This window comes from Marinobacterium alkalitolerans (assembly GCF_017776525.1).
Classification (GTDB): Bacteria; Pseudomonadota; Gammaproteobacteria; order Pseudomonadales; family Balneatricaceae; genus Marinobacterium; species Marinobacterium alkalitolerans.
Window position 1 is genome coordinate 1 of sequence record NZ_JACVEW010000021.1, and the last position, 24,581, is coordinate 24,581.

Consider the following 24,581-nt stretch of genomic DNA (forward strand, 5'->3'; position numbering starts at 1 on the left):
GTTTGGTCGCACTCTCATTTTACTCACTTGGATTCAGGCTTTCTCATTTGCTGCCATTTATGGGACAGCAGTGGCCCCTGGGCGGCTTTTTCAGATCCGGGGTGCACCCGTACTTTGCATCCTGCTCGACTGATCAGTCGGCCCGTGCGGCCAGCAGGTCACGCCCGCGAATCACGGCGGCACGCACCTGGTCCGGCGCAGTTCCCCCGATATGGTTACGTGCCGCAACCGATCCTTCCAGTGTCAGCACCTCGAACACATCCTGTTCGATGGTATCGGAGAACTGGCGCAGCTCGTCCAGCGTCATTTCACCCAGATCCTTGCCGGTTTTCAGTCCGTAAGCCACCGACTGTCCCACGATTTCATGGGCATCACGGAAGGCCACGCCCTTGCGTACCAGATAGTCCGCCAGATCGGTCGCGGTCGAAAAGCCGCGCAGCGCTGCTTCACGCATCTCGTCCTTGCGGGATTCGATCGCCGGCACCATGTCACCAAAGGCACGCAGGCAGCCCTTCACCGTATCCACGGCGTCAAACAGCGGCTCCTTGTCTTCCTGGTTGTCCTTGTTGTAGGCCAGCGGCTGGGACTTCATCAGGGTCAGCAGCGACATCAGGTGACCGTAGACACGACCGCTCTTGCCGCGCACCAGCTCGGGTACATCCGGGTTCTTCTTCTGCGGCATGATGGAGGAACCGGTACAGAAGCGGTCCGGCAGATTGATAAAGTTGAACTGAGCCGAAGTCCAGAGCACCAGCTCTTCGGACATGCGGGTCATGTGCATCAGCAGCAGGCTGGCCGCGGCACAGAACTCGATACCGAAGTCACGATCGGAGACGGCATCCAGCGAGTTCCCCGCCGGCGCATCAAACTGCAGCAGCTCGGCCGTGTAGGCGCGGTCGATCGGGTAGGTGGTTCCGGCCAGCGCGGCGGCACCCAGCGGCATCACGTTGACACGCTTGCGGCAGTCGGCGAAGCGCTCGTAGTCGCGGCTCAGCATTTCGAACCAGGCCAGCAGATGGTGACCAAAGGTCACCGGCTGTGCAGTCTGCAGGTGGGTAAAGCCGGGCATGATGGTATCGGCTTCCTGCTCGGCCAGATCCAGCAGGCCCTGTTGCAGACGGCTGAGTTCCGCCAGGATCAGATCGATCTCGTCACGCATGTACAGGCGAATATCGGTCGCGACCTGGTCGTTGCGCGAACGGCCGGTGTGCAGCTTCTTGCCGGTAATGCCGATCTTTTTGGTCAGCGCCGCCTCGATGTTCATGTGTACATCTTCCAGCTCCACCGACCACTCGAATTCACCGCGCTCGATTTCGACACGGATCTCGCCCAGTCCACGGATAATCGCATCACGCTCGTCTTCCGTCAGCACGCCGACCTTGGCCAGCATGCGCGCATGTGCCACCGAGCCCTGAATGTCCTGCTTGTACAGGCGCTGGTCGAAATCGACGGACGCGGTGAAACGGGCAACAAAGGCATCGGTGGGCTCGTTGAAACGGCCACCCCACTGCTGATTGGTCTTCTGGCTCATGCCGGGAATCTCCTGCTACTGATGCGGCCATCTGGCGGCCCTGTCTGTTTGCGCTCGATTATAACAACCCTGCCCCACATCAGTCTTGCTTCTGGCGCATTTGGCCGTTGTTGGCGGCCTTCTGTTACAATCGGCTTTATTTCATTTCAGCGGCTTATGCCTGCACGAGGAGAAGCTCATGTCCCGAACCATCCGCATTGCCACCCGTCGAAGTCTGCTCGCACTCTGGCAGGCCGAATACGTCAAGGCAGAGCTGGAACGGCACCATCCGGGCATTCAGGTCGAGCTGCTCAAGATCGAATCACGCGGCGACAAGATTCTGGACACCCCGCTGGCCAAGATCGGCGGCAAGGGACTGTTCGTCAAGGAACTGGAAAACGCCCTGCTCGACGGCAGCGCCGATATTGCCGTGCACTCGATGAAAGACGTGCCCATGGAGTTCCCGCAGGGGCTTGGGCTGCCGGTAATCTGCGAACGTGAGCGCCCTACCGACGCCTTTGTCAGCAACCGGTACAACGACCTGGATGAGCTGCCCGAAGGTGCCATCGTCGGTACCTCCTCCCTGCGCCGCGAAGTACAGATTCGTGAGCGCCGCCCCGACCTGCAGGTGAAGTTCCTGCGCGGCAATGTACAAACCCGGCTGCGCAAGCTGGATGAGGGTCAGTACGATGCCATCATCCTGGCTACCGCTGGCCTGATGCGTCTTGAGCTGAATGAGCGCATCCGCCGAGAGATCACGCCCGAAGAGAGCCTGCCCGCCGGTGGACAGGGTGCCGTCGGCATTGAATGCCGCAACGACGATCAGGAACTGATTGAGCTGCTCAAGCCGCTGCATCACGAGGACACGGCCTGCCGCGTACTGGCTGAACGCGCCCTCAACCGCCGCCTGGAAGGTGGATGTCAGGTCCCGATCGGCTGCTACGCCGTACTGGATGACGCCGGGGAAGAGCTGTACCTGCGAGGGCTGGTCGGCCGTCCTGACGGCACACGTGTACTGCGCGACGAGATCCGTGGCCCGCGCGCCAATGCAGAAGCCATGGGCATCGCGCTGGCCGACCGCCTGCTGGCCGCCGGCGCCGACGTGATCCTGCGCGAGGTCTATCAGGAGCGTGGCTGATCTGCCGCTGACAGGCCAGCGCATACTGGTCACGCGCCCCGTGCACCAGGCCCAGGGACAGATAGATGCCCTGCGCCGCCTGGGTGCCGAGCCCGTCGCGCTGCCTCTGCTTACCATTCGGCCCACAACCGAGGATGACGCGGCCGATTACCAGCAATGCAAGCAATGCATTCTGGATCTGGACCTCTACCGGGATGTGATCTTTGTCAGCCCTAACGCCGCCCGCATCGGAGCTGACTGGATCGATACCTATTGGCCTCAACTGCCACTGGGTGTGCGCTGGGTCGGCATCGGCCAGCAAACGGCGGATACCCTGAACGCGCTTGGGCTGCCCGCCTGGCATGCCGAGGGCGGATTTGACTCCGAAGCCCTGCTGGCTGACCCTTCCATGCAGTCCATGGCGGACACACGTGTCCTGATCATGCGCGCCGAAGGGGGCCGAACGCTGCTGGCCGAGACCCTGCGCGAACGCGGTGCCCGGGTCGATCTGGCCCATATTTATCGCCGCGCCTGTCCGGCACATCCGCCCGCGCTTATCCAAAGTACTATTTATGCACAGCCCTTATCGGCTATGCTGATTACCAGTGGTCAGGCGTTGCACAACCTGATTGAGCTCTGTGCATCCATCAATACCCGCCCGACCGACATCAGGATCATCGTTCCCAGTGCCCGCCTTGCCGAGCTGGCCCGTTCGCTGGGATTCAATCGAATCCGGGTGGCCCAGGGACCGGACGACCGGTCCATGATTGACGCCCTGCTACCCGCATGACAACCGGAATACGGCATGAAAGACAAGCGCAACGATCAACAGGACAAGGACAACTCGACTTCGCTGCCCGATGACGCCGGCACTGAAACCAACGCCGAGCAGAAGCCCGAGCAGGCTCAGGAGCAGGACAGCTCCGGTGCCGCCGAGCAGGCAGACGACAAGTCAACGGCTGCTCCCCAGGATGCCTCCGAGCAGGCATCTGCCGGCGCAACTGTTCCCCCGACCTCCACGCCACCTGCTCAGGAGCAAGCTGACGCCCCCCGTCAGGGCGCAACCTGGCCCGGCAAACTGGCGCTGGCACTGTCCCTCATCGCACTGGGCGGTGGCGCCTATCTGTTCTGGGAAGGCTGGCAACTGAAGCAAGTTAACAGTCAGCAACAGACCCGTATCAACCAGCAGGTCGAAACCGCCATCGCCAACGGACGTGCCGAAACCGCCGAGGCCATCGCCGGTGTCAGCCGCGAACTGGGACAGCTTCAGGCCCGCGCAGAAGCGGACAAGGCCAATATCGACCAACTTCAGGACCGCCTCACCCGCAGCATTCAACAGGTGACCGCGACCGCCGAAGTCAGCCGCAAGGACTGGCTGCTGGCAGAAGTGGAATACCTGCTGCGCCTGGCCAACCAGCGCGTTTTGATGGAGCAGACCGCTTCCGGTGCTCTCAACCTGCTGAAGTCCGCTGACGAAATCCTGCGTGAAACGGATGATGTCACCCTGTATGACGTCCGCAAGGCACTGGCAGACGATATTGCAGCCCTCGAGGCCGTGCCCAGGCTGGATACGGAAGGGATGTTCCTCAAGCTCTCTGCTCTGAACCGCCAGGTCAGCGAACTGCGCGTCACACCAGTCACCGACAAGCGTCAGCTGCCGTCACTGCTGGAAGAACTGACCCCCGAAAGCGTAGAGGAGTCCTGGGGCGAAGGGCTGAAAGCCAGCTGGAACCAGGCGATGAACAAGTTCGAGCAGCTGATCGTGATTCAGCACCATGATGAGCCGGTCAAACCGCTCATGTCGCCGGAGCAGACGTTCTTCCTGCAACAGAACCTGCACCTCATGCTGGAGCAGGCCCAGATGGCGTTGCTGCAGCGCAAGCAGCAGGCCTACAACGCCAGTCTGGAAAAGGCACATGACTGGATTGGTACCCACTTCAACCCCGAAGATGCGGCGACCCAGGCCATGCTGCGCGGCCTGAATGAACTCCAGGGGATTAACGTGGCGCCCGAATTGCCGGATATCTCCGGCTCACTGACCGCGCTCAAGGGATACCTGCAGGAGATGCAGGCACTGCGCGAGAAGGAGGGCTAACGGCATGAAAAAGCTGTTTATTTTCCTGCTGATTTTCCTGGTTGCAGGGGCCTGGCTGGGCCAGATGATGGTGCAGGACCCGGGCTACGTGCTGCTGGCCTACAAGCAGACCACAGTAGAAACAAGCCTCTGGGTTCTGTTGCTGCTGGTGATTGTCGGCTTTGCCCTGATCCACTGGCTGCTGAACCTGATCAGCAGTGCGCGACTGCCCACCGACCGGGTTCGCCACTGGCGCAGCAACCGTAACCGCCGTGTGGCACATAACAAGACTCTCAAAGGGCTGGCAGCCCTGTCAGAAGGCAGCTGGTGGAAAGCCCAGCGCTACCTGAGCCAGGCCGCCGAGCGTTCAGACCTGCCCGTGGTCAACTATCTGGCTGCCGCCCGTGCCGCGCACGAGCAGGGTGATATCAAGGGTTCCGATGCCCTGCTGGCCAAGGCCCGTGAAAGCAGCCCGAAAACCCTGGTGGCCGTTGGCCTGACACAGGCCGAGCTGCAGCTGGAACGTGGCCAGCTGGAACCCAGCCTGGCCAACCTGCTGAACCTGCGCCGTCAGGCACCGCGCAACACTCAGCTGCTGCGTCTGCTGAAAGAAACCTATTTGCGGCTGGAAGACTGGATGGCACTGATCCAGCTGCTGCCGGAGCTGAAAAAGCAACAGGTTGCCGATGCGGACAGCCTGGCAGAGCTTGAACTGCTCTGTCACCGCAACCGCCTGCACCAGTGCCTGCAGACACTGCCCGAGAGTGCAGACGCTCAGGAACAACTGCGTACGCTCAGCCGCAGCTGGCAGGCCGTGCCGCAGGCACTGCAGCGTAACCCTGAACTGGCCGCCGAGTATGTCCAGCTGATGCGGCAGATCGGTGCCGAGAGCGAAGCCGAAACGGTGCTGCTGGATCTGATCAAGCGACGCTGGGATGCGGCGCTGGTTCGCCTCTACGGACTGGTGCAGGGTCAGGACCCGCACAAGCAGCTGGAGCAGGCACAGCGCTGGCTGAAGCGTAACCCTGAATCGGCTGAGCTGGAACTGACGCTGGGTCGGCTCAACATGCGCGTCGAGTGCTGGGGCAAGGCGATCACACACTTCGAGCGCAGCCTAGAACTCGAGCCGAGTACCGAAGCGGCTGAAGAGCTGAAGCGCCTCTTGCTGCATCTGGGCGAGCATGAGCGCCTGCAGCAGTTGATGAAAAGTCAGCTGATCCGCGACAACGGCGCCTTGCCGGCGCTGCCGCTGCCCTCGCCGGAAGCCGCCGATACGGCGGCCGAAACGGCATCCCACTGATACCAAAACGGGCAGCCTGAGCTGCCCGTTTTTTTATTGCCGAATCCTGTCTGTAGATCAGGCCTCTTTTTTGGGACGCGGCGCCCAGGCAAAGACATCCGAATGAATTTGCGCTTCGCTCACACCCTTCTCTTCCAACCGATCCACCAGCGCATGCACCATGCCGGGTGAGCCACAGGCATAGACCGCCAGATTTTCATCGACCGTTTCCAGCTGATCCGCCAGCACATTGGGCATCAGGCCGGTCAGACCTTCCCAGCCCGGGCTGTTTTCCGGCTCACTCACTACCGGCACGAAGCGCACATTGGCATGCTCGTGCGCCCATTGCTGCGGCAGCTTCTCCAGATAGATATCCGCTTCCACGCGCGCGCCCCAGTAAATGTCGATGGGGTTGGACGCCTGATTGGCCAGCAGATGCTCAACCATGCTCTTGATCTGGGCAAAGCCGGTGCTGGCCGCAGCGAATATCAGCCGTGTCTCGGGCGACAGGGTTTTCATGCTCAGCCAGGAGTCACCCTTGGGCAGCTCCACATTCACCGCCGTTTCCGTGCGCAGGTGGTTGAGAATCATGGCATTGAACTCGCTGCCCGGCACTTCACGGATGTGCAGCTCCAGATCACGCCCCTGATCCGGTGCGGATGCGATGGAGAACGACGCCTTCTTGCCCTCTGGCAGGCAGAGGTCCAGATACTGGCCGGCACAAAAGTGCATGTTGTCCTTGTCGCTGGTCTCCAGGCGCAGGCGCACCCGGTACACATCATGGTTCAGCGCTTCGAATCCGGTAATGTCACAATGTTTCTTGTCTACGGGGAACACGTTTTTACTCCCTGGCCGGGTTGCAGCTTGCCCCCGGCTGGTTGGGTTCAACAAATATCCAATTGGTCCCAAATGTCGTCGATGCGCTGCTTCACATCCGCATCCATCTGAATCGGCTCGCCCCACTCACGGTCGGTTTCACCCTGCCACTTGTTGGTGGCATCCAGCCCCATCTTGGAGCCCAGGCCCGAGACCGGCGAAGCGAAGTCCAGGTAGTCGATCGGGGTATTGTCGATCATCACCGTGTCCCGTTTCGGGTCCATACGTGTGGTGATCGCCCATATAACATCCTGCCAATCGCGGGCGTTGACATCGTCATCACAGACGATGACGAACTTGGTGTACATGAACTGACGCAGGAACGACCAGACCCCCAGCATCACGCGCTTGGCATGACCGGGGTACTGCTTTTTCATGGTGACCACCGCCATGCGGTAGGAACAGCCTTCGGGCGGCAGATAAAAATCAACGATCTCGGGGAACTGCTTCTGCAGAATGGGCACGAACACTTCGTTCAGCGCCACACCCAGCACGGCGGGCTCATCCGGCGGCCGTCCGGTGTAGGTGCTGTGATAGATCGCATCCTTGCGGCGGGTAATGCGTTCCACCGTAAACACCGGGAAACGATCCACCTCGTTGTAGTAGCCGGTATGGTCACCGAAGGGGCCTTCATCGGCCATTTCATCCGGATCGATGTAGCCTTCCAGGATAATTTCCGCGCTGGCAGGCACCTGAAGGTCGCTGCCGATACACTGGGTCACCTCCGTTTTGCCGCCACGCAGGAGGCCTGCAAAGGCGTACTCGGAAAGGGTATCCGGCACCGGGGTGACCGCGCCCAGAATGGTGGCCGGGTCGGCCCCCAGTGCCACCGCCACCGGGAATTTTTCGCCCGGATGTGCCTGTTTCCACTCACGGAAGTCCAGCGCACCGCCCCGATGCGCCAGCCAGCGCATGATCAGCTTGTTGCGCCCGATCAGCTGCTGTCGGTAGATCCCCAGGTTCTGGCGCGGCTTGTCCGGTCCGCGGGTAATCACCAGGGGCCAGGTCACCAGCGGACCGGCATCACCGGGCCAGCAGGTCTGGATGGGAATCTGGTACAGGTCCACATCGTCCCCTTCCAGCACCACGTCCTGGCAGGGTGCGCGCCGCACCCTTTTCGGGCCCATGTTGAGCACCTGTCGGTACAACGGCAGCTTGTCCCAGGCATCCTTCATGCCGCGCGGCGGCTCCGGCTCTTTCAGCTGTGCCAGCAGTTTGCCGACGTCACGCAGCGCATGTACGGACTCTTCGCCCATGCCCAGCGCCACCCGCTCAGGGGTGCCGAACAGGTTGCCCAGCACCGGCATGTCATAGCCTTTGGGGTTCTCGAACAGCAGTGCGGGCCCGCCTGCCCGGAGCGTCCGGTCACAGATTTCGGTCATTTCCAATACCGGATCAACCGGCATGCTGATCCGCTTCAGCTCTCCACGCGCCTCCAGCATCTGGATGAAGTCGCGCAGATCCTTGTATTTGGGTGTCGACATCAGTTGGCTCTTTCCTCTGTGCCGCCGTTGCGGCTGAACACGGCGCCTTCCGCGCCAGGCCTGAATGGCGGCCTGAAAGCGTACCGCACAGGCCGTCCGGTATACACGCCCTTTTGATATAAAAAAGGGTAAGACTCAGCTTACCCTTTTTCGATCCGTTCGGTTCACACCGAGCGATGCAGACGCTTACTTGCGCTTCATCGAGAGGAAGAACTCGTCGTTGGTCTTGAAGTCCTTCAGCTTGTCGATCACGAATTCGGTGGCTGCCGCATCTTCCATCGGATCCAGCAGCTTGCGCAGAATCCACATGCGCTGCAGCTCCTCCTCGGAGGTGAGCAGGTCTTCACGACGGGTGCCGGAACGACGGATGTTGATCGCCGGGAAGACACGCTTCTCGGCCACCTTGCGATCCAGATGCACCTCGGAGTTACCGGTGCCCTTGAACTCCTCGAAGATCACTTCGTCCATCTTGGAACCGGTATCAACCAGCGCGGTCGCGATGATGGTCAGGCTGCCGCCTTCCTCGATGTTACGGGCCGCACCGAAGAAACGCTTGGGACGCTCCAGTGCATGCGCGTCCACACCACCGGTCAGGACCTTGCCGGAGGACGGAATCACGGTGTTGTAGGCACGCGCCAGACGGGTGATGGAGTCGAGCAGAATCACCACGTCCTTCTTGTGCTCGGTCAGGCGCTTGGCCTTCTCCAGCACCATTTCGGCAACCTGCACGTGGCGAGACGGCGGCTCGTCAAAGGTGGACGCAACCACTTCGCCGCGCACGGTGCGCTGCATCTCGGTCACTTCCTCGGGACGCTCGTCGATCAGCAGGACGATCAGGTAGCACTCGGGGTTGTTGCGCGTGATGCTGTTGGCGATGTTCTGCAGCATCAGCGTCTTACCCGCCTTGGGCGGTGACACGATCAGTGCACGCTGACCCTTGCCCATCGGGCAGACCAGATCGATCACGCGGGCTGTCAGGTCTTCGGTACTGCCGTTACCGATCTCCATGCGCAGACGTTCCTGCGCGAACAGCGGTGTCAGGTTCTCGAACAGAATCTTGTTCTTCGCATTCTCCGGGCGGTCATAGTTGATCTCGTTGACCTTCAGCAGTGCGAAGTAGCGCTCGCCATCCTTGGGGGGGCGAATCTTACCGGCAATGGTGTCACCGGTGCGCAGATTGAAGCGACGAATCTGACTGGGGGACACATAGATGTCGTCCGGGCCGGCCAGGTAGGATGAATCGGCGGAACGCAGAAAGCCGAAGCCGTCCTGCAGAATTTCCAATACGCCGTTGCCGTAGATGTCCTCACCGCTTTTGGCATGTCGCTTCAGTATCGCGAAGATGACATCCTGCTTGCGGGATCGGGCCATGTTGTCGAGGCCCATTTCGGTCGCGATTTCCAGGAGTTCCGGAACGCTTTTCAGTTTCAGTTCGGTAAGATTCATAGTTTTCAGGAAGCAGCCACAACTGGCTGGTTACGGATGGTAACCGGACGGTTAGTCGGAAGAATATGTAATTGATTAAGGTACAGCTATTGAGGCCTTGGCAATGGCACGCCGGGCCGATAAGTAGAGCTACTATAAAAGGTAAGCTCGAGACTGTCCAGCACCCAAACGAAAAACGCAGCCATCAGGGCTGCGTTTTTACATCGGGTCGACACTTAGAGGTTAGCGTCGATGAAAGCGGCCAGCTGAGACTTGGACAGCGCACCGACTTTGGTGGCTTCCACGTTGCCGCCCTTGAACAGCATCAGCGTGGGAATGCCACGGATACCGAATTTCGGCGGTGTTTCGTTGTTCTCGTCGATATTCAGCTTGCAGACCTTGAGCTTGCCATCGTATTCCTTGGCAATCTCTTCCAGCACCGGGGCGATCATCTTGCAAGGTCCGCACCACTCGGCCCAGTAGTCTACCAGTACGGCGCCATCGGCCTTGAGCACGTCATCCTCAAAGGAGGCGTCAGTTACATTGACGATATTTTCACTCATGAATAGATTCTCCAGTGCACTAGGTGCGTTAGAAACAGTGCACGATGATAACACCTGCTACACATGACTGCCAGATTCGAGGACGGATCCCCCTACAGGCCTTCGATGTCACGAAAAGGGGGTAGCGCGGCCGCCCCCCTTAGCGGTATTTTGTGGGGTCAGACCGCATTCGCCAGATGAGGACACCGCTTGATGCACGCCCAAGATCCAACCAGCACCCCCGCCTCGGAGGCTTCTCTGCTTGCCGCCATCGATCTGGGGTCGAACAGCTTCCACATTATTGTTTCACGTCTGTTTGCCGGGGAGCTGAACACGCTGGATGTATTGTCCGAGAAAGTGCAGCTCGCGGCCGGTCTGGATGAGCAGGACTGCCTCACCGAGGAGGCCATGGCGCGGGGTCTTGAATGTCTCAGCCGCTTTGCCCAGCGAGTGCAGGACTTGCCGCGACAGTCCATTCGTGTAGTGGGCACCAATGCCCTGCGCCGTGCCGCCAACCGGGATCTTTTCATCGAGCGAGCCGAGGCACTGCTGAACACCCGGGTTGAGGTGATTGCCGGACGCGAAGAGGCACGCCTGATCTATCTGGGCGTGGCGCATACTCAGGCCGATGATACCGGCCGCCGTCTGGTGGTGGACATCGGTGGCGGCAGTACCGAATGCATTATTGGCGAACGCTTTGAGCCTCGTGTCTGTGAGAGCCTGCATATGGGCTGTGTCAGCTATACCGACCTGTTTTTTGCCGATGGTGCCATTACCGAAAGCGCCATGCAGAAGGCGCGTACCGCGGCGCTGCAGGAGCTGCTGTCGATCCGCCGTGATTATCGCAAACTGGGCTGGGACAGCAGTGTCGGCGCCTCCGGTACCGTGAAAGCCGCGCGTCAGGCCTGTTTGTCGCTGGGGTACAGCACGGAACTGCTTACGCGAGAGGCGCTGGAAAAGCTGTGCGCCTATCTGATCGAACAGGGCCGCACGGACAAGATCGAGATCGACGGGGTGAAGCCCGAGCGCTGTGCCGTTCTCCCGGCCGGTGTTGCCATCCTGATCGCCCTGTTTGAATCCCTGAGCATCGACAGCATGAGCTTTTCGGACGGTGCCCTGCGTGAAGGCGTGCTCTACGACATGGCTGGACGCCTGCGCCACGAAGATGTGCGTGAGCGCACCATCACGGCGCTGGCACGTCGCTACCACGTAGACCGCAAACAGGCCTCAAGGGTCGAGGCCACGGCCCTGATTGCACTGGCACAGGTGAAAGATGACTGGGGTCTGGACAGCAGCGATTACCATGAGATGCTCAGTTGGGCAGCCCGCAGCCATGAAATCGGCCTGGCCGTCGCCCACAGCCAGTTCCACAAGCACAGCGCCTACCTGCTGCACCACTCCGACCTGCCCGGTTTTACCCAGCTTGAACAGCAACTGCTGGCCTTTCTGGTACGAGGACATCGACGCAAGTTTCCCAAGGACGATTACCGCCAGCTCCCGTCTGCTCTGCGCCAGCCCTATCGCTACCTGTGTCTGCTGCTGCGGCTCGCCGTTATCATGCATCGCAGCCGCAGCAAGGCCCGCCTGCCCGCCTTCACACTGAAGGTGGACGGCAACAAGCTGGACCTCACCTTCCCGCCCGGCTGGCTGATGCACCATCCGCTGACCCGCGCCGATCTGGAGCAGGAAGCCGGTTACCTGCGCAACATCGACTTCAAGCTCAAGTTCCAGTGATGCTGGAGCGGCTGCGTCGCGGCTGTGGCGAGATTCTCGCCGACAGCTGGAAGGTGATCATCACCCTGTTCAAGATCATGGTGCCGGCCATTCTGATCGTCAAAATCCTGACCGAACTGGGGGCCGCCGAGCTGCTGGGCGCGGCCTTTGCGCCGGTCATGAGCTGGATGGGGCTGCCGCCTGAAGCCGGTCTGATCTGGGCCAGCGCCATGCTGACCAACATCTATACCGGAGTGGTCATTTTCTTTTCAACCACAGGGACCGACCAGTGGACGCTGGCCCAGGTAACCATACTCGGCACACTCCTGCTGAGCGCACATAATCTGCCGGTGGAACTGAGGGTAGCCCAGAAGGCGGGCTGTCGACTGCTGCCGCAACTGGTACTGCGCATCGGCAGCGGGCTGCTGCTGGGTGTCCTGCTGCACCACAGCTATCGGCTGACCGATTCGCTGCAACAGGTCGCGCCGCTGCCCTGGAGCCCCGAGGCGCAACAGGATGACTGGCTCAGCTGGGGGCTGGCTCAGCTTGAAACACTGGCGTGGACCGCGCTGGTGATTGTGCTGTTGATGACCGCACTGCGACTGCTGCGGCTGCTGGGGATTGAGCGCCTGCTGGAGTGGATGTTGCGCCCGCTGCTGAAGCTGATCGGCATCGCACCGGGTGCCCTCTCCATCACACTGATCGGCATGACGCTTGGCCTTGCCTATGGCGGCGGTCTGCTGATCCGTGAAGCCGAGCGCGGCGATATCGAGCCGGCCGACATCTTTGCGTCCATCAGTCTGCTGGGAATCTGCCACAGCCTGATTGAGGATACTCTGCTGGTCATGCTGATCGGGGCCGACCTGAGCGGTATTCTATGGGCGCGCATCGCCTTTGCGCTGCTCCTGATCGGCGTGATCAGCCGGCTTATGAAACGACTGAACCATCAACGCTGGCTGGTTCGCTCCGTTGCGGCCAGACCCTGAGCCCGGAAACAAAAACGCCCTGCAATGCAGGGCGTTTTATCAAGCGTTCGGACTCACACTCAGGCTTTCGGGCCTGCTGCAACGATCTCTTCGGAGACACCGTCGAACTTGGTGAAGTTGTCCACGAACTGCTTCGCCAGATCAGCCGCTGCCGCATCGTAGGCAGCCTTGTCCGCCCAGGTGTCACGCGGGTTCAGCAGACCGGTGTCCACACCCGGTACTTCGGTCGGTACCGCCAGGTTGATGCCGTCCAGCTGAACGGTATCGCAGTCTTTCAGTGACCCGCTCTGAATGGCGCTGATGATGGCACGGGTGGTCGGGATGCTGAAGCGCTCGCCCACACCGTAGGAACCGCCGGTCCAACCGGTGTTCACCAGGTAGACACGGGAGCCGTACTCTTCAATGCGCTTCATCAGCAGCTCGGCATACACGTGTGCCGGGCGCGGGAAGAAAGGCGCACCGAAGCAGGTGGAGAAGGTGGACTTGATACCACCACCGGAGCCCATTTCGGTAGAGCCGACCAGCGCGGTGTAACCGGACAGGAAGTGGTAGGCCGCCGCTTCCTTGCTCAGTACGGATACCGGCGGCAGAACACCGGTCAGGTCGCAGGTCAGGAATACGATGGAGTCCGGCTCGTCACCCATATTGGTGGCAGAGCGCTTCTTGACGTGATCCAGCGGATAGGCACAACGACCGTTTTCAGTCAGGGATACATCGTTGTAGTCGGCCTTGCGAGCGTCATCCAGTACTACGTTTTCCACGATGGCACCGAAACGGATGGCATCCCAGATGATCGGCTCGTTCTTCTTGCTCAGGTTGATGGTCTTGGCGTAGCAGCCACCTTCAATATTGAACACGACGCCCTTGCCCCAGCCATGCTCGTCGTCACCAATCAGGTAACGCTCAGGGTCGGCGGACAGGGTTGTCTTGCCGGTGCCGGACAGGCCGAAGAACAGGGTAGTAGAGCCGTCTTCACCGATGTTGGCAGAGCAGTGCATCGGCAGTACGTCTTTCTCCGGCAGCAGGAAGTTCTGCACGGAGAACATTGCTTTCTTCATTTCACCCGCGTAGCGCATGCCGGCGATCAGCACCTTGCGCTTGGCGAAGTTCAGGATGACACAGCCGTCGGAGTTGGTGCCGTCACGCTCGGGTTCACACTGGAAGCCGGCTACGTTCAGGATCTGCCACTCTTCCTTGCCCTTGGGGTTGTACTCGTGCGGACGGATGAACAGGTTCAGACCAAAGAGGTTCTGCCACGCGGTTTCGGTGGTCATCTGTACCGGCAGGTAGTGGTTGTGGTCAGATCCCACATGAACGCTGGAAACATAGTGTTCCTTGTCCGCCAGGTACTCTTCCACCCGCGCCCAAAGCGCATCAAACTTGTCTGCGTCAAACGGACGGTTGATGTTGCCCCACTCGATGGCATCAGCCGTGCTCGGCTCTTCCACGATGAATCGGTCCATCGGCGAGCGGCCAGTGCGCTGCCCGGTGGTGACAACCAGTGCTCCGGTGTCAGCCAGAACACCTTCGTTACGCTGAACCGCACGCTCAACCAGTTCGGCCGGAGTGAGGTTCACGTGTACGCTATTGACGGTTTCTTTGGTCATTACTGGATTCCCTTGGCTGTTCGCCAAACTATTACCTGAAAGCAAAAAGGCACCTGCGTTCGGGTCAACGCAGTTCGGGTCAATTTTGGGGGCGCATTATTGCACAAAACGGGCCGTAATGGGACCGTATGGCCCCATCCGAATCAAAACAGGAATTATTCTCAGGTCAGGCGTTGCTAACCTTCTGATTCCTCAATGCATTCGACCTTCTTCATCAAGGTAGCCCGGGGCACGAAACAGGGCCCGGATATCGGTTTCATCGAAATGATACTGCTGATTGCAGAACTGACAGCCCACATCAATGGAGCCGTTCTGTTCCGCCAGTATCGCCATTAATTCGTTTTCGCTCATGAACTTGAGGGCTTCGGCACTGCGCTCACGTGAACAGTCACATTCAAACGCCACCGCCTGCGGCTCATAGAGTCGACAGGTTTCCTCATGGAACAGACGGTAAAGCAGAGCCTCGTTATCCAGCGAAAGCAGCTCTTCATCGCTCAGTGTAGACGCCAGCATGCTGACACGGGACCAGTCTTCTTCTCCGGTGCCTTCCGCCGGCAGGACCTGCAGCATGAGCCCGGCGGCCCGCTGTCCATCCGCCGCCAGCTGAATGGAAGTGCCCAGCTGTTCGGACTGTTCAAAGTAGGCCTGCAGACACTCGCCCAGCGTGGCGTGCTCCAGCGGCACTACCCCCTGGTAACGCTGACCGTTTTGCGGCTCGATGGTCAGCGCGATACGTCCTTTCTCCAGCAGTTCGTTGAACTGGAGATCATCGGCGACCTCGCCTTCATAGCGCGCGATCGCGCGCAGGCCATGGTGGTGATTACACTCGGCCATCAGCAGCTTTACGTTGCCTTCGCCCTGCGCCTGCAGCAGCAGACGCCCTTCAAACTTGAGCGTGGAACTGAGCATGGCAACCGCCGCCAGCATTTCGCCCAGCAAACGCTGCAGCACGGGCGGATAATCGTGACGGGCCAATACCTCTCGATAGCTGGCATCCAGCCCGGCGACCATGCCGCGGACATCGATATCCTCGAAAAGTATGCGTTGAATCTGATCAGGGTTGCTCATGCAAGGGTATCCCGGAGTTTTCTGGCCCAGCCAGGTGAGTCGGCCAGGCAGTGTTGCTAGAATAGACAAACCCTAATTCTAGCCCAACGAGTCTGTAATGATCACCCCAGAGCCCGTGTTTTCCACTCGCTGGCGTCCAGCCGTTCTGATCGCCATGCATCTCTTTGCCGCCATTCTGTTGTTCAGTTTTGTCAGCGAGACGGGCCGTGCCATCTGGCGCACGCTGGACACCCTGGTGTTTTATGCCCTGAACGGTTCCCTGTTTACGCACGAAATCTGGGCCCGGTTCTGGGCCTGGATGAATACCCGCGAACTGGATGCGGTGTCAGCGGTCGTGATGCTGCTGTTCCTGACCTTCCCCGGCTTCGGGCTCAAACGTGAGCAGCTGCAGGCCGGTTTTACCGGTTTTCTGCTGTTGATGATCATCATGCTGCCGATGCGGGAGCTGTTGTCAGACTATGCTGTCGAAACCGGCCTGAGCGGGCCCAGCCCCTCGCTTCAGCTCGAACCGGCCTACCGCTTCAGCACCGAGCTGCCCGAGATCCCGGCCAAGGACAGTGCGTCCACCAGTTTCCCCGGAGACCATGCCAGCGTGCTGATGGTCTGGCTCGGGTTCCTGCTGTTCAACCGCCGCTCATGGGGGACGCTGGCCGCCACACTGGTAGCCGTATTTCTGATGCTGCCGCGCCTGTTCGGCGGTGCCCACTGGTTCACCGATGCGGCGGTGGGCGGCCTGAGTCTGGCACTGGTGACACTGGCCTGGGCGTTTGCTTCCCCCGTGCCCGGCTGGCTCAATCGCGGTTTGATGCGGATACTGGGGCCGCTCTATCGACTGGCGGGTCGCATTCCGCTGCTGGGTCGACTGCCCTTCTTCAGGGGCTAGCCCCTCAGTCCCAGCTGCCCTTGATCCGCAACAGTTCACGCCGGCTTTTCTTGTCCGGCCGATGATCAGGGGCGCTGCCCTGGGTTTTCCGCGCCAGCGCACGCGCCTCCCGGGCGCGAATACTCTCTTCCGTTTCGCGGTATAGCTGCTGCGCCTCAGCCGCTCCCCGACGCTGATCCGACAGCGCCAGTACCTCGACCGTTTTTTCCTCGTATCCCTGTCGCAGACGAATCAGCGCCCCCACTTCAACCGCCTTGCTGCACTTGGTGCGCTGGCCCTCGTAGTGCACCTTGCCCCCCTCGATCATCTGCTTGGCCAATGCCCGCGTCTTGTAGAAGCGCGCCGCCCACAGCCACTTGTCCAGCCGAACGGACGGCTTGCCGTGCTGGGGTTCCGAATGCTTGTGTGCGTGGCTCATAGCGCTCTGATGACCTCACTGAAATCATTGGTGGCGGGGAAACGTTCGATCTGGCGCTCCGGCTGCGTCGAGTCGGGCTGCGTGATCGACAAAAGGTGGGCAATGCCGTAGCGCTCAGCCGATGCCAGCACCGGCAGACTGTCATCGACCAGCAGCGTGCGGGCCGGGTCAAACGGCTCGACCGCCTGCAGGGACTGCCAGAACGCCTGTTCCTCCTTCGGGTAGCCGAAATCGTGCGAGCAGATCACCACATCCACATAGGTATCAATGGCAGTCACTTCAACCTTCAGGGCCAGACTGTCACGGTGGGCGTTGGTGGCGATGACCGTACGCCGGCCACTGGCACGCAGGGCATGCAGAAATTCACGGGCACCGGGACGAAACCCGATCCGGTCCATGATCTCGCGTTTGAGCTGGGCGATCGGCAACCCAAGCTGCTCCGTCCAGTAATCCAGACAGTACCAGCTCAACGCGCCCTGCTCTTCACGGATACGCGCATGCAGCCAGTCGCGCGCGGCTTCCAGCTCAAGGCTGTGGTGCTGCGCGTAACGCTCGGGCAACAGCTCCAGCCAGAAATGGGAATCGAAGTGGAGGTCGAGCAAGGTGCCGTCCATATCCAGCAGAACGGTATCTATGGCTTGCCAATCCAGCATATTCAGTGAACACTCTGACAGGTAATTACAGTTTCCGGATATACCAGTATGACCGCCAAGCCCGAGATTTTGAAGTTGACCAAGGTGGCCAGCAGCAGGCTGTTTCACATCGAATCCATGGAGCTGCGTTTCAGTAACGGCGTCGAGCGCTGCTACGAACGGCTGCGCACGGGCGGCAATGGCGCCGTAATGATCGTGGCCATCAACGACCGGGATGAAGTCCTGCTGGTCCGAGAGTATGCCGCCGGGCTGGAAGAGTATGTACTGACCCTGCCCAAGGGCCTCATCGACCCGGGCGAGGATGCCGCCACCGCCGCCAACCGAGAGCTGCAGGAAGAGGCCGGCTTTGGTGCCCGCCAAATCGAGCACGTCCGCCAGTTAACGGCCGCGCCCAACTACATGGGTCATCGACTGGAGGTGATGCTGGCACGTGACCTCTTCGCCAACAAGCTGGAAGGCGATGAGCCCGAACCGCTTGAGCTGGTGACCTGGCCCATGAACCAGCTGCACGAGCTGTTTGAGTTGCCCGAGTTTTCGGAAGGTCGTGCCATTGCCGCGCTGTGTCTGGTCGAGCACCGCCTGCGTTCCGGTCGCTAGGCCTTGTTTTTTCAAACAGCAACCCCATAAAGGGATACTGAGACACTCGTGCATCAACCCGAGTGTCCCGTATTACCTTACAAACTGTGTCATGATAATGCCGCTTAAGGGTGCTATCATCGAGGCAGATCGAGGGAATACCTCGCACAAAAACAGTTTTATGCTGAACCTGTCAGACATATAGGGGATTACTATGAGCTTCGAACTGCCGGCACTGCCGTACGCAAAAGATGCACTGGAACCGCACATCTCTCAGGAGACTCTGGAATACCACCACGGCAAACACCACAACACCTACGTGGTCAAGCTGAACGGCCTGGTACCGGGAACCGAGTTTGAAGGCAAGTCTCTGGAAGAGATCATCAAATCCGCTCCGGCAGGTGGCATCTTCAACAACGCCGCTCAGGTCTGGAACCACACTTTCTACTGGCACTGCCTGTCTCCGAACGGTGGTGGTGCACCGACCGGTGCAATCGCTGACGCGATCGCAGCCAAGTGGGGCTCTTTCGAGAAGTTCCAGGAAGCGTTCAACGACAAGGCCGTGAACAACTTCGGCTCCAGCTGGACCTGGCTGGTCAAGAACGCCGATGGCACTCTGGACATCGTTAACACCAGCAATGCCGGTACTCCGATGACCGAAGGTCAGACCGCACTGCTGACGGTTGACCTGTGGGAGCACGCGTACTACATCGACTACCGCAACGTTCGTCCTGACTACCTGAAAGGCTTCTGGGCCCTGGTAAACTGGGACTTCGTAAACGAAAACTACAACGCCTGATTGCGTTGAGTGATTCCACAAAGGCGCCTGAGGGCGCCTTTTGTGTTTAAATGAGCCTATCTAAGCGGGCAAGGATACCCCTGACGGATGCTCAACTCCCCCCTTTTCAAGGCCCTGCTGCTCTGGATTGCACTGGGCATAATATCAACCGGCCTGATCACACGGCTGGACTTCACCGCGTTTTCCCGGCAGCAGCAGAGTCTGCTGAGCACACTGGAACAACAGTTATCGACCAACCTGTCACAGGCCTACCGCCTGCTGGACCATGGCCTGATGCTGACGCGTGAGTACCGCGCCCAACCGGACCTGCTGGAACAACACCTGTCCACATTGCCCCCGTTATCTCCGGCGCTCGACTCCCTGTACCTGCTGCAACCGGTCACGGAGCAGAACCTCGGCTCGTTTGAACGGCAGATGCGGCAACGGATACCCGATTTCCAGCTACAGGGCCTGAGCCCGATGACACCGCCGACACGCACCCGGGACAGCGGCAACCCGATCTACTACCCCATTATCCTGTCACTGCCGCAGCAGGCACCGGCACGGCTGCCCGTGGGCCTGGACCTGAGCCTGAGCCCCGTTCATCGCAGTGCCATTCAGGCCAGTCACCATCAGCCCGGACATCACCTGTCACCCCCCTATCAGCTCGAGAGCGGACCGGTCCGGGTCGGGCTCTATGGCCTTGCACCGGAGCCTCCCGCCCGATTGCTGGCATTCGAGTTGACGCTGTCTAAACTTGCCGGCATTCAAGACCTGCCGGATAACGCCCGACTGACCCTCAGCGGCAATGAGATCAGCCTGCCGCTGCTGGACGCAGCCGAGACAGCGACGGGCTACCCGTTCAGCCAGTCACTCGATATCGAAGTGGGCACGCATGACTGGGTGCTCACGCTGGAACAGCCCTTCGGTTGGCAACAGCTCAGCTGGGGAGCGCTGCTGCTGGCACTGGGGCTTAATACGCTGGGCAGCCTGCTGTTCTTCGCCTGGATCAAACAGCAGGCCGATACTCGACGCTACCGGCAAGAGAGCCGGGATGTCACAGAGCTGCAGCAGCACCTGCACAAGCGCACGGAAGAACTGCAGTACCAGCTGCGCGAAAACCAGCACCTGACCCACCGTATTCTGGACATTCAGGAGCGTGAACGACGCCATCTTGCTCAGGAGCTGCATGACGAGCTGGGACAGTGTCTGACCGCCATTCGAACCGATGCCGGCATGCTGATGCAGGATTACCCGGACAGGGACAGCGCCGCCCATCAGCACGCCGAGAACATCGACAGCATCGCCGGTCACATTTATGACGTCACCTATGACCTGATGCGCGCCCTGCGTCCGACCCTGCTGGACGATCTGGGGCTGGTGGACGCCCTGCGTGAGCTGGCAGGCAGCGGACAGATCGAGCGACTCGGCCTGACAGTTGAGCTGGCGCTCAAGGGCCCGCTGAACGACATGGAAGAGCGCTACAACATCACCCTGTACCGGCTGATTCAGGAGGCCCTGACCAATATCATGCGCCATGCCGACGGCCGACAGGTGCGCATCCGGCTGTACCGACTGGGCGCCGACAGCCTGAATGACCGCATCGAACTGGACATTGAGGATGATGGTTGCGGATTTGACCCGGAAGATCCAAGCCACAGCCGGCGCTTCGGGCTGCTCGGCATGCAGGCACGGGTGCGTGCTCTGAGTGGCAGCTTCGACCTGACCAGCCGGCCCGGCGAAGGGACCCGGCTGAAGATCAGGATGCCTCTGGTTGCAGCAGAGGTGCGAGGTGAGGCCAGACCGTCTGCAACAGGATCGGCTGTGCCTCCGCTGTCGGATGCAGTCCGTCAGCCTGCATGAAGGCCGGCTTCATGGCCACCCGCTCCAGCAGGAACGGGACCAGTGGCAGACGATACTGTTGCGACAGATCGGTGTAGATCGAATAGAACCTTTCCGTATATTGCGGTCCATAATTGGGAGGGATACGTACGCCAACAAGAAGTACCTCGGCACCGGACTGACGGCTGAGTTCGACCATCTGGCTCAGATTCTGGCGCATGATGCTCAAGGGCGTGCCCCTCAGGCCATCATTGGCCCCCAGCTCCAGCACGACCAGATCGGGCTGGTAGTCATTGAGCAGGCGCGGGAGACGCTGGAGCCCACCACTGCTGGTCTCGCCACTGATACTGGCATTGATGACCCGGTTGGCCCAGTCACGCTGCTTGAGTTCCTGCTCCATCAGGCTGACCCACCCCTGTTCAGCGGGAATACCATAGGCCGCAGACAGGCTGTCACCCAGCACCAGGAGGGTTTTTGCCTGCAGCGGAGAGACCCAGGCCACCAACACGAACAGAATGGAAATCAGGGATCGCATGTCACACCTCAACCATGAAACGTCGCTTATTGAGGCCCAAGATGTCGCAAAAAGTTTCCGGACACAAGCGGGCCAGGTACAACTCTTTCGTGATCTCGACCTCCGGATAGAGCGTGGCGAGAGTCTGGCGATCATCGGCCGCTCCGGAGCCGGCAAGTCAACACTGCTGAGCCTGCTGGCCGGACTGGATACCCCAACCGACGGCCGCATACTGTTTGACGGCCAGTCTCTGGACGCACTGGATGACGCGGCCCGTGCCGACCTGCGCCTGAAGCAGATCAGCTTTATCTTCCAGTCCTTTCATCTGCTGCCCGAGCTGAACGCACTGGACAATGTGCGGCTGCCGCTGGAGATTCAGGGCCGCCAGGATGCCGACCAACAGGCACGCCACTGGCTTGAACAGGTGGGACTGGGCGACCGGCTGGACCACTACCCGGCCCAGCTCTCCGGCGGCGAGCAGCAGCGCGTGGCCATCGCCCGCGCCTTCGCCACCGAACCCAAGGTGCTGTTTGCCGACGAGCCGACGGGAAACCTGGATGACGACACCGGGCATCAGATTATTGAACAGCTGTTTCGCCTCAACGCCGAGGCCGACACCACGCTGGTACTGATTACCCATGACAGCGACCTGGCGGCACGCTGTGCGCGCCGACTGCACCTGCATAACGGGCGGCTGGAGGAGGTTGCGGCATGACGTTACTGACCCGTCTGGCCGCCCGGCAGCTGTGGGCACAGCTGCGAACGACCGAATGGCGCGCCCTGCTTCTGGCCAGCTGGATCGCCATTGCGCTGACCACCCTGCTGGCGGTACTGGGTGACCGCATGGAGCGGGGTCTGTTGCGCGAAAGCGCGGCGCTGCTGGGAGCCGATCTGGTCCTCAGCAGCAGCCGTCCGCTGCCGGCGGATCGGCTGGCGTCACTGCCGCTGGAGCAGATACGGCATACCCGTGTAATTCAGTTCCCCAGCATGGTCGGTCAGGGCGACAACCTGATGCTGGTGTCGGTCCGCGTTCTGCAATCGCCCTACCCGCTGCGAGGTGAGCTGGTCACCGAGCCTCCCGGCGAAGGCATCCCCACTCCCGGTGAAGTCTGGGCCGAGCCCCGGGTTCTGACGCAACTGGAGTTGAGCCTCGGGGATAGCCTCGAGTTCGGCTATCAGCCGCTCACTCTGAGCCGCGAACTGCTGGCATCGCCGGATCGCGGCACCGGCTTCCGCAGCTTCAGCCCGCACATTCTGGTCAACGCCGAAGATCTTGAGGCCAGCGGCGTGCTCACCCCCGGCAGCCGCGCCAATTACCGTATCCTGCTTTCCGGGCCTGCCGAAGCCATTACACAACTGGATCAGGCCCTGCGTCCGACACTGGCTGACCATGAACGCATCCATGCGCTCAGCAAGGACCAGCCTCTGACCGGCAACGCGCTGGGCAATGCGCTGAGCTACCTCAAGCTCAGTGCCCTCATCGCGCTGCTGCTGTCAGCCCTGACCATCGTGCTGGCCCTGCGCCGTTTCAGTCTGGGCCAGCACACACGTAGTGCGCTGCTGCTGAATCTGGGGTTAAGGCCCGGCCAGCTGGTGCGTGTCTATCTCTACCAGCTGTTGCTGGCCTGGCTGCTCACGGCCTCGGCGGGCCTGTTGACCGGTTTGGCACTGGAAACCGCCGTCTACCAGTGGCTGTCCGAGCTGCTGCCCCAGGCTCTGCCCCCGGCCCACTGGGCACGCTGGTTCAGCGGCCCTGCACTGGGGCTGGCACTGTTGATGCTGCTGGGTCTGCCCCCCATTCTGCAACTGGCCCGTATTCCCGTTGCACACCTGCTGCGTGGCGACGCCCCGCCACGAGACCGCACTGCCATGCTGCTGCAGGGCTGTTCACTGATCCTGCTGGCAGCCACCCTGCTGGCGTTTCTGCAGGCACCGCTGGCGGCACTGGGGCTGCTGGCCTTCCTGCTGCTGGGAGGCGCCCTGTTCGGCTGGCTGGCCCAGGCCGGCCTGCAGCTCTGTGCCCGCCCGCTCGCCCGGCGCCTTCTGCTGGGGCGTCTGCTGCTGATGCGGCTGCGCCAGCAGCGCCAGTGGCACCGGCTGCAGGCCGCCGTAGTGGTGATGCTGCTCACCCTGCTGAGCGTGGTCTGGATCAGCCGATCCGACCTGATCGAACAGTGGCAGGCGCAGTTCCCCAGTGACACGCCCAACTATTTCCTGATCAATATACAGCCCTGGCAGAAACAGGATGTGGACCAGTTCTTTGCCGAGCGTAATCTGGATACCGAACTCTACCCCATGATCCGAGGGCGCCTGACCCGCCTCAACGGTGATCCGATCAAACCTCAGCTGTCACCTGAGCAGCAGGACCACAACACCCTCAGGCGTGAGCTCAACCTGAGCTGGCGTGCCGAGCAACCGGCGCATAACCCGCTGGTTGCAGGCGAGTGGTGGCAACCCGGTGATACCAGCGCCATCTCCATCGAACAGGAGATGGCCCAAGAGCTGGGGCTGGCCATGGGGGACCGTCTGGGATTCGACGTGGGCGGGGTGCAGGTTGAAGGTGAGATCCGCAACATCCGCGAAGTGGTCTGGACCTCTTTCCGGCCCAACTTCTACATCATCTTCAGCCCGGAAGCACTGCAGAATGCCCCGGCGACCTGGATTACCAGCTTCTACCTGACACCGGAGCAGCGCAGCCTGAGCCGCGAGCTGCTGCAGCAGTTCCCGTCACTGACGCTGATCGACATCGACCAGATTCTGACCCAGCTGGCAGGCTGGCTGCAGCGCCTGGGCGACAGCTCCGCCCTGATTCTGGCCCTGAGCCTGGGCTGTGGGCTGATGCTGCTCAGCGTGACCCTGCTGCAGGCACTGGAGCAGCGGCGATTTGAAAGCGCCCTGTTGCAAACGCTCGGGGTGACAGCCGATCAGGCACGCCGGCTGGATTTGCTGGAGTTTCTGCTGATCGGTCTGGTCTGTGGTGTGCTGGCGAGTGCCGGTGCCGAGAGCGTGCTGGCCATGCTGCACCAGTGGCTGCTTGATATCCCGCCACGCCTGCATCTGACGCTCTGGCTGGTACTGCCGCCGACCGCCGCGCTCATCTTCCTGCTGATCGGCTGGCTGATTCGGCGCCCTTTGCGTCTGGAGCAGTGTTATCGGTTGTTGCGCGCCGGCTAGGCGCGCATAACCTTATAAAAAGTACGTGTTTATTACGTCTGGCTATAAAAACACCAGCCTTT

General features: G+C 60.8%; 22 protein-coding genes. 12 read left to right on the plus strand and 10 right to left on the minus strand.

The window, feature by feature from the left end; genetic code table 11:
• Positions 1-133: 133 nt before the first annotated feature.
• Entirely contained in the window at positions 134-1,531 is a 1,398-nt protein-coding gene (argH, locus tag H9C73_RS12700) for an argininosuccinate lyase (RefSeq protein WP_209288243.1), read from the minus strand.
• 178 nt (positions 1,532-1,709) lie between these two features.
• Between argH and hemC the strand changes: the two genes are divergently transcribed.
• The 4 genes from hemC to H9C73_RS12720 are packed head-to-tail and all read left to right on the plus strand — an operon-like array spanning position 1,710 to position 6,001.
• Positions 1,710-2,648 (plus strand): hydroxymethylbilane synthase, encoded by a 939-nt coding sequence (gene hemC / locus H9C73_RS12705; RefSeq protein ID WP_209288245.1) that lies wholly within the window; start codon positions 1,710-1,712, stop codon positions 2,646-2,648.
• Positions 2,641-3,417, plus strand: a complete 777-nt coding sequence (locus H9C73_RS12710; RefSeq protein WP_209288247.1) for a uroporphyrinogen-III synthase — start codon at positions 2,641-2,643, stop codon at positions 3,415-3,417. The genes hemC and H9C73_RS12710 overlap by 8 nt, the downstream gene beginning before the upstream one ends.
• A 15-nt stretch (positions 3,418-3,432) precedes the next feature.
• Positions 3,433-4,722, plus strand: a complete 1,290-nt coding sequence (locus tag H9C73_RS12715) for a uroporphyrinogen-III C-methyltransferase (RefSeq protein ID WP_209288249.1) — start codon at positions 3,433-3,435, stop codon at positions 4,720-4,722.
• A 4-nt stretch (positions 4,723-4,726) separates the two neighbouring features.
• A complete protein-coding gene (locus H9C73_RS12720) occupies positions 4,727-6,001 on the plus strand; it encodes a heme biosynthesis HemY N-terminal domain-containing protein (protein ID WP_209288252.1) in 1,275 nt (424 codons plus the stop codon).
• A gap of 57 nt (positions 6,002-6,058) precedes the next feature.
• Here the strand turns inward: H9C73_RS12720 and H9C73_RS12725 are convergent, their stop codons facing one another.
• The 4 genes from H9C73_RS12725 to trxA form a co-directional block, all read right to left on the minus strand.
• Positions 6,059-6,817: an NAD(P)H-flavin reductase gene (locus H9C73_RS12725; protein WP_328797979.1), complete on the minus strand. Its 759-nt coding sequence runs from the start codon at positions 6,815-6,817 to the stop codon at positions 6,059-6,061.
• A 47-nt stretch (positions 6,818-6,864) separates the two neighbouring features.
• Complete coding sequence (gene ubiD / locus H9C73_RS12730) at positions 6,865-8,340, minus strand: 4-hydroxy-3-polyprenylbenzoate decarboxylase (protein WP_209288254.1); 1,476 nt, start codon at positions 8,338-8,340, stop codon at positions 6,865-6,867.
• Positions 8,341-8,526: 186 nt separating this feature from the next.
• A complete protein-coding gene (gene rho / locus H9C73_RS12735; RefSeq protein ID WP_209288256.1) occupies positions 8,527-9,786 on the minus strand; it encodes a transcription termination factor Rho in 1,260 nt (419 codons plus the stop codon).
• Between the two features lie 215 nt (positions 9,787-10,001).
• Positions 10,002-10,328, minus strand: a complete 327-nt coding sequence (gene trxA / locus H9C73_RS12740; protein WP_010321553.1) for a thioredoxin TrxA — start codon at positions 10,326-10,328, stop codon at positions 10,002-10,004.
• A gap of 192 nt (positions 10,329-10,520) precedes the next feature.
• Here trxA and ppx point away from each other — a divergent pair, with 192 nt between their 5' ends.
• Both ppx and H9C73_RS12750 read left to right on the plus strand, forming a co-directional pair.
• Positions 10,521-12,041 (plus strand): exopolyphosphatase, encoded by a 1,521-nt coding sequence (gene ppx / locus H9C73_RS12745; protein WP_209288257.1) that lies wholly within the window; start codon positions 10,521-10,523, stop codon positions 12,039-12,041.
• A complete protein-coding gene (locus tag H9C73_RS12750) occupies positions 12,041-13,006 on the plus strand; it encodes a hypothetical protein (RefSeq protein ID WP_209288259.1) in 966 nt (321 codons plus the stop codon). Before ppx ends, H9C73_RS12750 begins: the two co-directional genes overlap by 1 nt.
• Before the next feature lie 59 nt (positions 13,007-13,065).
• Here H9C73_RS12750 and H9C73_RS12755 read toward each other — a convergent pair whose 3' ends face one another.
• Both H9C73_RS12755 and hslO read right to left on the minus strand, forming a co-directional pair.
• Positions 13,066-14,613: a phosphoenolpyruvate carboxykinase gene (locus tag H9C73_RS12755; RefSeq protein ID WP_209288261.1), complete on the minus strand. Its 1,548-nt coding sequence runs from the start codon at positions 14,611-14,613 to the stop codon at positions 13,066-13,068.
• A gap of 192 nt (positions 14,614-14,805) precedes the next feature.
• Positions 14,806-15,681, minus strand: coding sequence for an Hsp33 family molecular chaperone HslO (gene hslO / locus H9C73_RS12760; RefSeq protein WP_209288263.1), 876 nt, complete (start codon positions 15,679-15,681; stop codon positions 14,806-14,808).
• Positions 15,682-15,778: 97 nt separating this feature from the next.
• Here hslO and H9C73_RS12765 point away from each other — a divergent pair, with 97 nt between their 5' ends.
• A complete protein-coding gene (locus H9C73_RS12765; protein ID WP_209288265.1) occupies positions 15,779-16,564 on the plus strand; it encodes a phosphatase PAP2 family protein in 786 nt (261 codons plus the stop codon).
• A gap of 4 nt (positions 16,565-16,568) precedes the next feature.
• On the opposite strand, the gene hslR is transcribed toward H9C73_RS12765, so the two are convergent.
• Positions 16,569-16,982, minus strand: coding sequence for a ribosome-associated heat shock protein Hsp15 (gene hslR / locus H9C73_RS12770; RefSeq protein WP_209288267.1), 414 nt, complete (start codon positions 16,980-16,982; stop codon positions 16,569-16,571).
• Positions 16,979-17,635 carry a GMP/IMP nucleotidase gene (gene yrfG, locus H9C73_RS12775; RefSeq protein WP_209288269.1) on the minus strand — a complete coding sequence of 219 codons (657 nt, stop codon included), beginning with the start codon at positions 17,633-17,635 and terminating at the stop codon, positions 16,979-16,981. Before yrfG ends, hslR begins: the two co-directional genes overlap by 4 nt.
• Positions 17,636-17,683: 48 nt before the next feature.
• Here yrfG and nudE point away from each other — a divergent pair, with 48 nt between their 5' ends.
• The 3 genes from nudE to H9C73_RS12790 all read left to right on the plus strand — a co-directional run bounded on the left by nudE (position 17,684) and on the right by H9C73_RS12790 (position 20,852).
• Entirely contained in the window at positions 17,684-18,232 is a 549-nt protein-coding gene (gene nudE / locus H9C73_RS12780) for an ADP compounds hydrolase NudE (protein WP_209288271.1), read from the plus strand.
• Positions 18,233-18,425: 193 nt separating this feature from the next.
• The gene (locus H9C73_RS12785; protein ID WP_209288273.1) at positions 18,426-19,010 is read left to right on the plus strand and encodes a superoxide dismutase; all 585 of its coding nucleotides are present in this window, start codon (positions 18,426-18,428) and stop codon (positions 19,008-19,010) included.
• Positions 19,011-19,097: 87 nt separating this feature from the next.
• The gene (locus H9C73_RS12790; RefSeq protein ID WP_209288290.1) at positions 19,098-20,852 is read left to right on the plus strand and encodes an ATP-binding protein; all 1,755 of its coding nucleotides are present in this window, start codon (positions 19,098-19,100) and stop codon (positions 20,850-20,852) included.
• On the opposite strand, the gene H9C73_RS12795 is transcribed toward H9C73_RS12790, so the two are convergent.
• Positions 20,749-21,366, minus strand: a complete 618-nt coding sequence (locus H9C73_RS12795; RefSeq protein ID WP_209288291.1) for an arylesterase — start codon at positions 21,364-21,366, stop codon at positions 20,749-20,751. The two genes, H9C73_RS12790 and H9C73_RS12795, sit on opposite strands and share 104 nt — an antisense overlap.
• Between H9C73_RS12795 and H9C73_RS12800 the strand changes: the two genes are divergently transcribed.
• A complete protein-coding gene (locus H9C73_RS12800) occupies positions 21,365-22,060 on the plus strand; it encodes an ABC transporter ATP-binding protein (protein ID WP_236014269.1) in 696 nt (231 codons plus the stop codon). The two genes, H9C73_RS12795 and H9C73_RS12800, sit on opposite strands and share 2 nt — an antisense overlap.
• Positions 22,057-24,519 (plus strand): ABC transporter permease, encoded by a 2,463-nt coding sequence (locus H9C73_RS12805; RefSeq protein WP_209288293.1) that lies wholly within the window; start codon positions 22,057-22,059, stop codon positions 24,517-24,519. The genes H9C73_RS12800 and H9C73_RS12805 overlap by 4 nt, the downstream gene beginning before the upstream one ends.
• Positions 24,520-24,581: the final 62 nt, after the last annotated feature.

What these genes read in the sequence shown, in the direction of transcription:
- argH (WP_209288243.1), bottom strand. Translation starts at nt 1,531, where the DNA reads ATGAGCCAGAAGACCAATCAGCAGTGGGGTGGCCGTTTCAACGAGCCC.
- hemC (WP_209288245.1), top strand. Translation starts at nt 1,710, where the DNA reads ATGTCCCGAACCATCCGCATTGCCACCCGTCGAAGTCTGCTCGCACTC.
- H9C73_RS12715 (WP_209288249.1), top strand. Translation starts at nt 3,433, where the DNA reads ATGAAAGACAAGCGCAACGATCAACAGGACAAGGACAACTCGACTTCG.
- H9C73_RS12720 (WP_209288252.1), top strand. Translation starts at nt 4,727, where the DNA reads ATGAAAAAGCTGTTTATTTTCCTGCTGATTTTCCTGGTTGCAGGGGCC.
- ubiD (WP_209288254.1), bottom strand. Translation starts at nt 8,340, where the DNA reads ATGTCGACACCCAAATACAAGGATCTGCGCGACTTCATCCAGATGCTG.
- rho (WP_209288256.1), bottom strand. Translation starts at nt 9,786, where the DNA reads ATGAATCTTACCGAACTGAAACTGAAAAGCGTTCCGGAACTCCTGGAA.
- trxA (WP_010321553.1), bottom strand. Translation starts at nt 10,328, where the DNA reads ATGAGTGAAAATATCGTCAATGTAACTGACGCCTCCTTTGAGGATGAC.
- ppx (WP_209288257.1), top strand. Translation starts at nt 10,521, where the DNA reads ATGCACGCCCAAGATCCAACCAGCACCCCCGCCTCGGAGGCTTCTCTG.
- H9C73_RS12750 (WP_209288259.1), top strand. Translation starts at nt 12,041, where the DNA reads ATGCTGGAGCGGCTGCGTCGCGGCTGTGGCGAGATTCTCGCCGACAGC.
- H9C73_RS12755 (WP_209288261.1), bottom strand. Translation starts at nt 14,613, where the DNA reads ATGACCAAAGAAACCGTCAATAGCGTACACGTGAACCTCACTCCGGCC.
- hslO (WP_209288263.1), bottom strand. Translation starts at nt 15,681, where the DNA reads ATGAGCAACCCTGATCAGATTCAACGCATACTTTTCGAGGATATCGAT.
- H9C73_RS12765 (WP_209288265.1), top strand. Translation starts at nt 15,779, where the DNA reads ATGATCACCCCAGAGCCCGTGTTTTCCACTCGCTGGCGTCCAGCCGTT.
- hslR (WP_209288267.1), bottom strand. Translation starts at nt 16,982, where the DNA reads ATGAGCCACGCACACAAGCATTCGGAACCCCAGCACGGCAAGCCGTCC.
- yrfG (WP_209288269.1), bottom strand. Translation starts at nt 17,635, where the DNA reads ATGCTGGATTGGCAAGCCATAGATACCGTTCTGCTGGATATGGACGGC.
- nudE (WP_209288271.1), top strand. Translation starts at nt 17,684, where the DNA reads ATGACCGCCAAGCCCGAGATTTTGAAGTTGACCAAGGTGGCCAGCAGC.
- H9C73_RS12785 (WP_209288273.1), top strand. Translation starts at nt 18,426, where the DNA reads ATGAGCTTCGAACTGCCGGCACTGCCGTACGCAAAAGATGCACTGGAA.
- H9C73_RS12790 (WP_209288290.1), top strand. Translation starts at nt 19,098, where the DNA reads ATGCTCAACTCCCCCCTTTTCAAGGCCCTGCTGCTCTGGATTGCACTG.
- H9C73_RS12800 (WP_236014269.1), top strand. Translation starts at nt 21,365, where the DNA reads ATGTCACACCTCAACCATGAAACGTCGCTTATTGAGGCCCAAGATGTC.
- H9C73_RS12795 (WP_209288291.1), bottom strand. Translation starts at nt 21,366, where the DNA reads ATGCGATCCCTGATTTCCATTCTGTTCGTGTTGGTGGCCTGGGTCTCT.
- H9C73_RS12805 (WP_209288293.1), top strand. Translation starts at nt 22,057, where the DNA reads ATGACGTTACTGACCCGTCTGGCCGCCCGGCAGCTGTGGGCACAGCTG.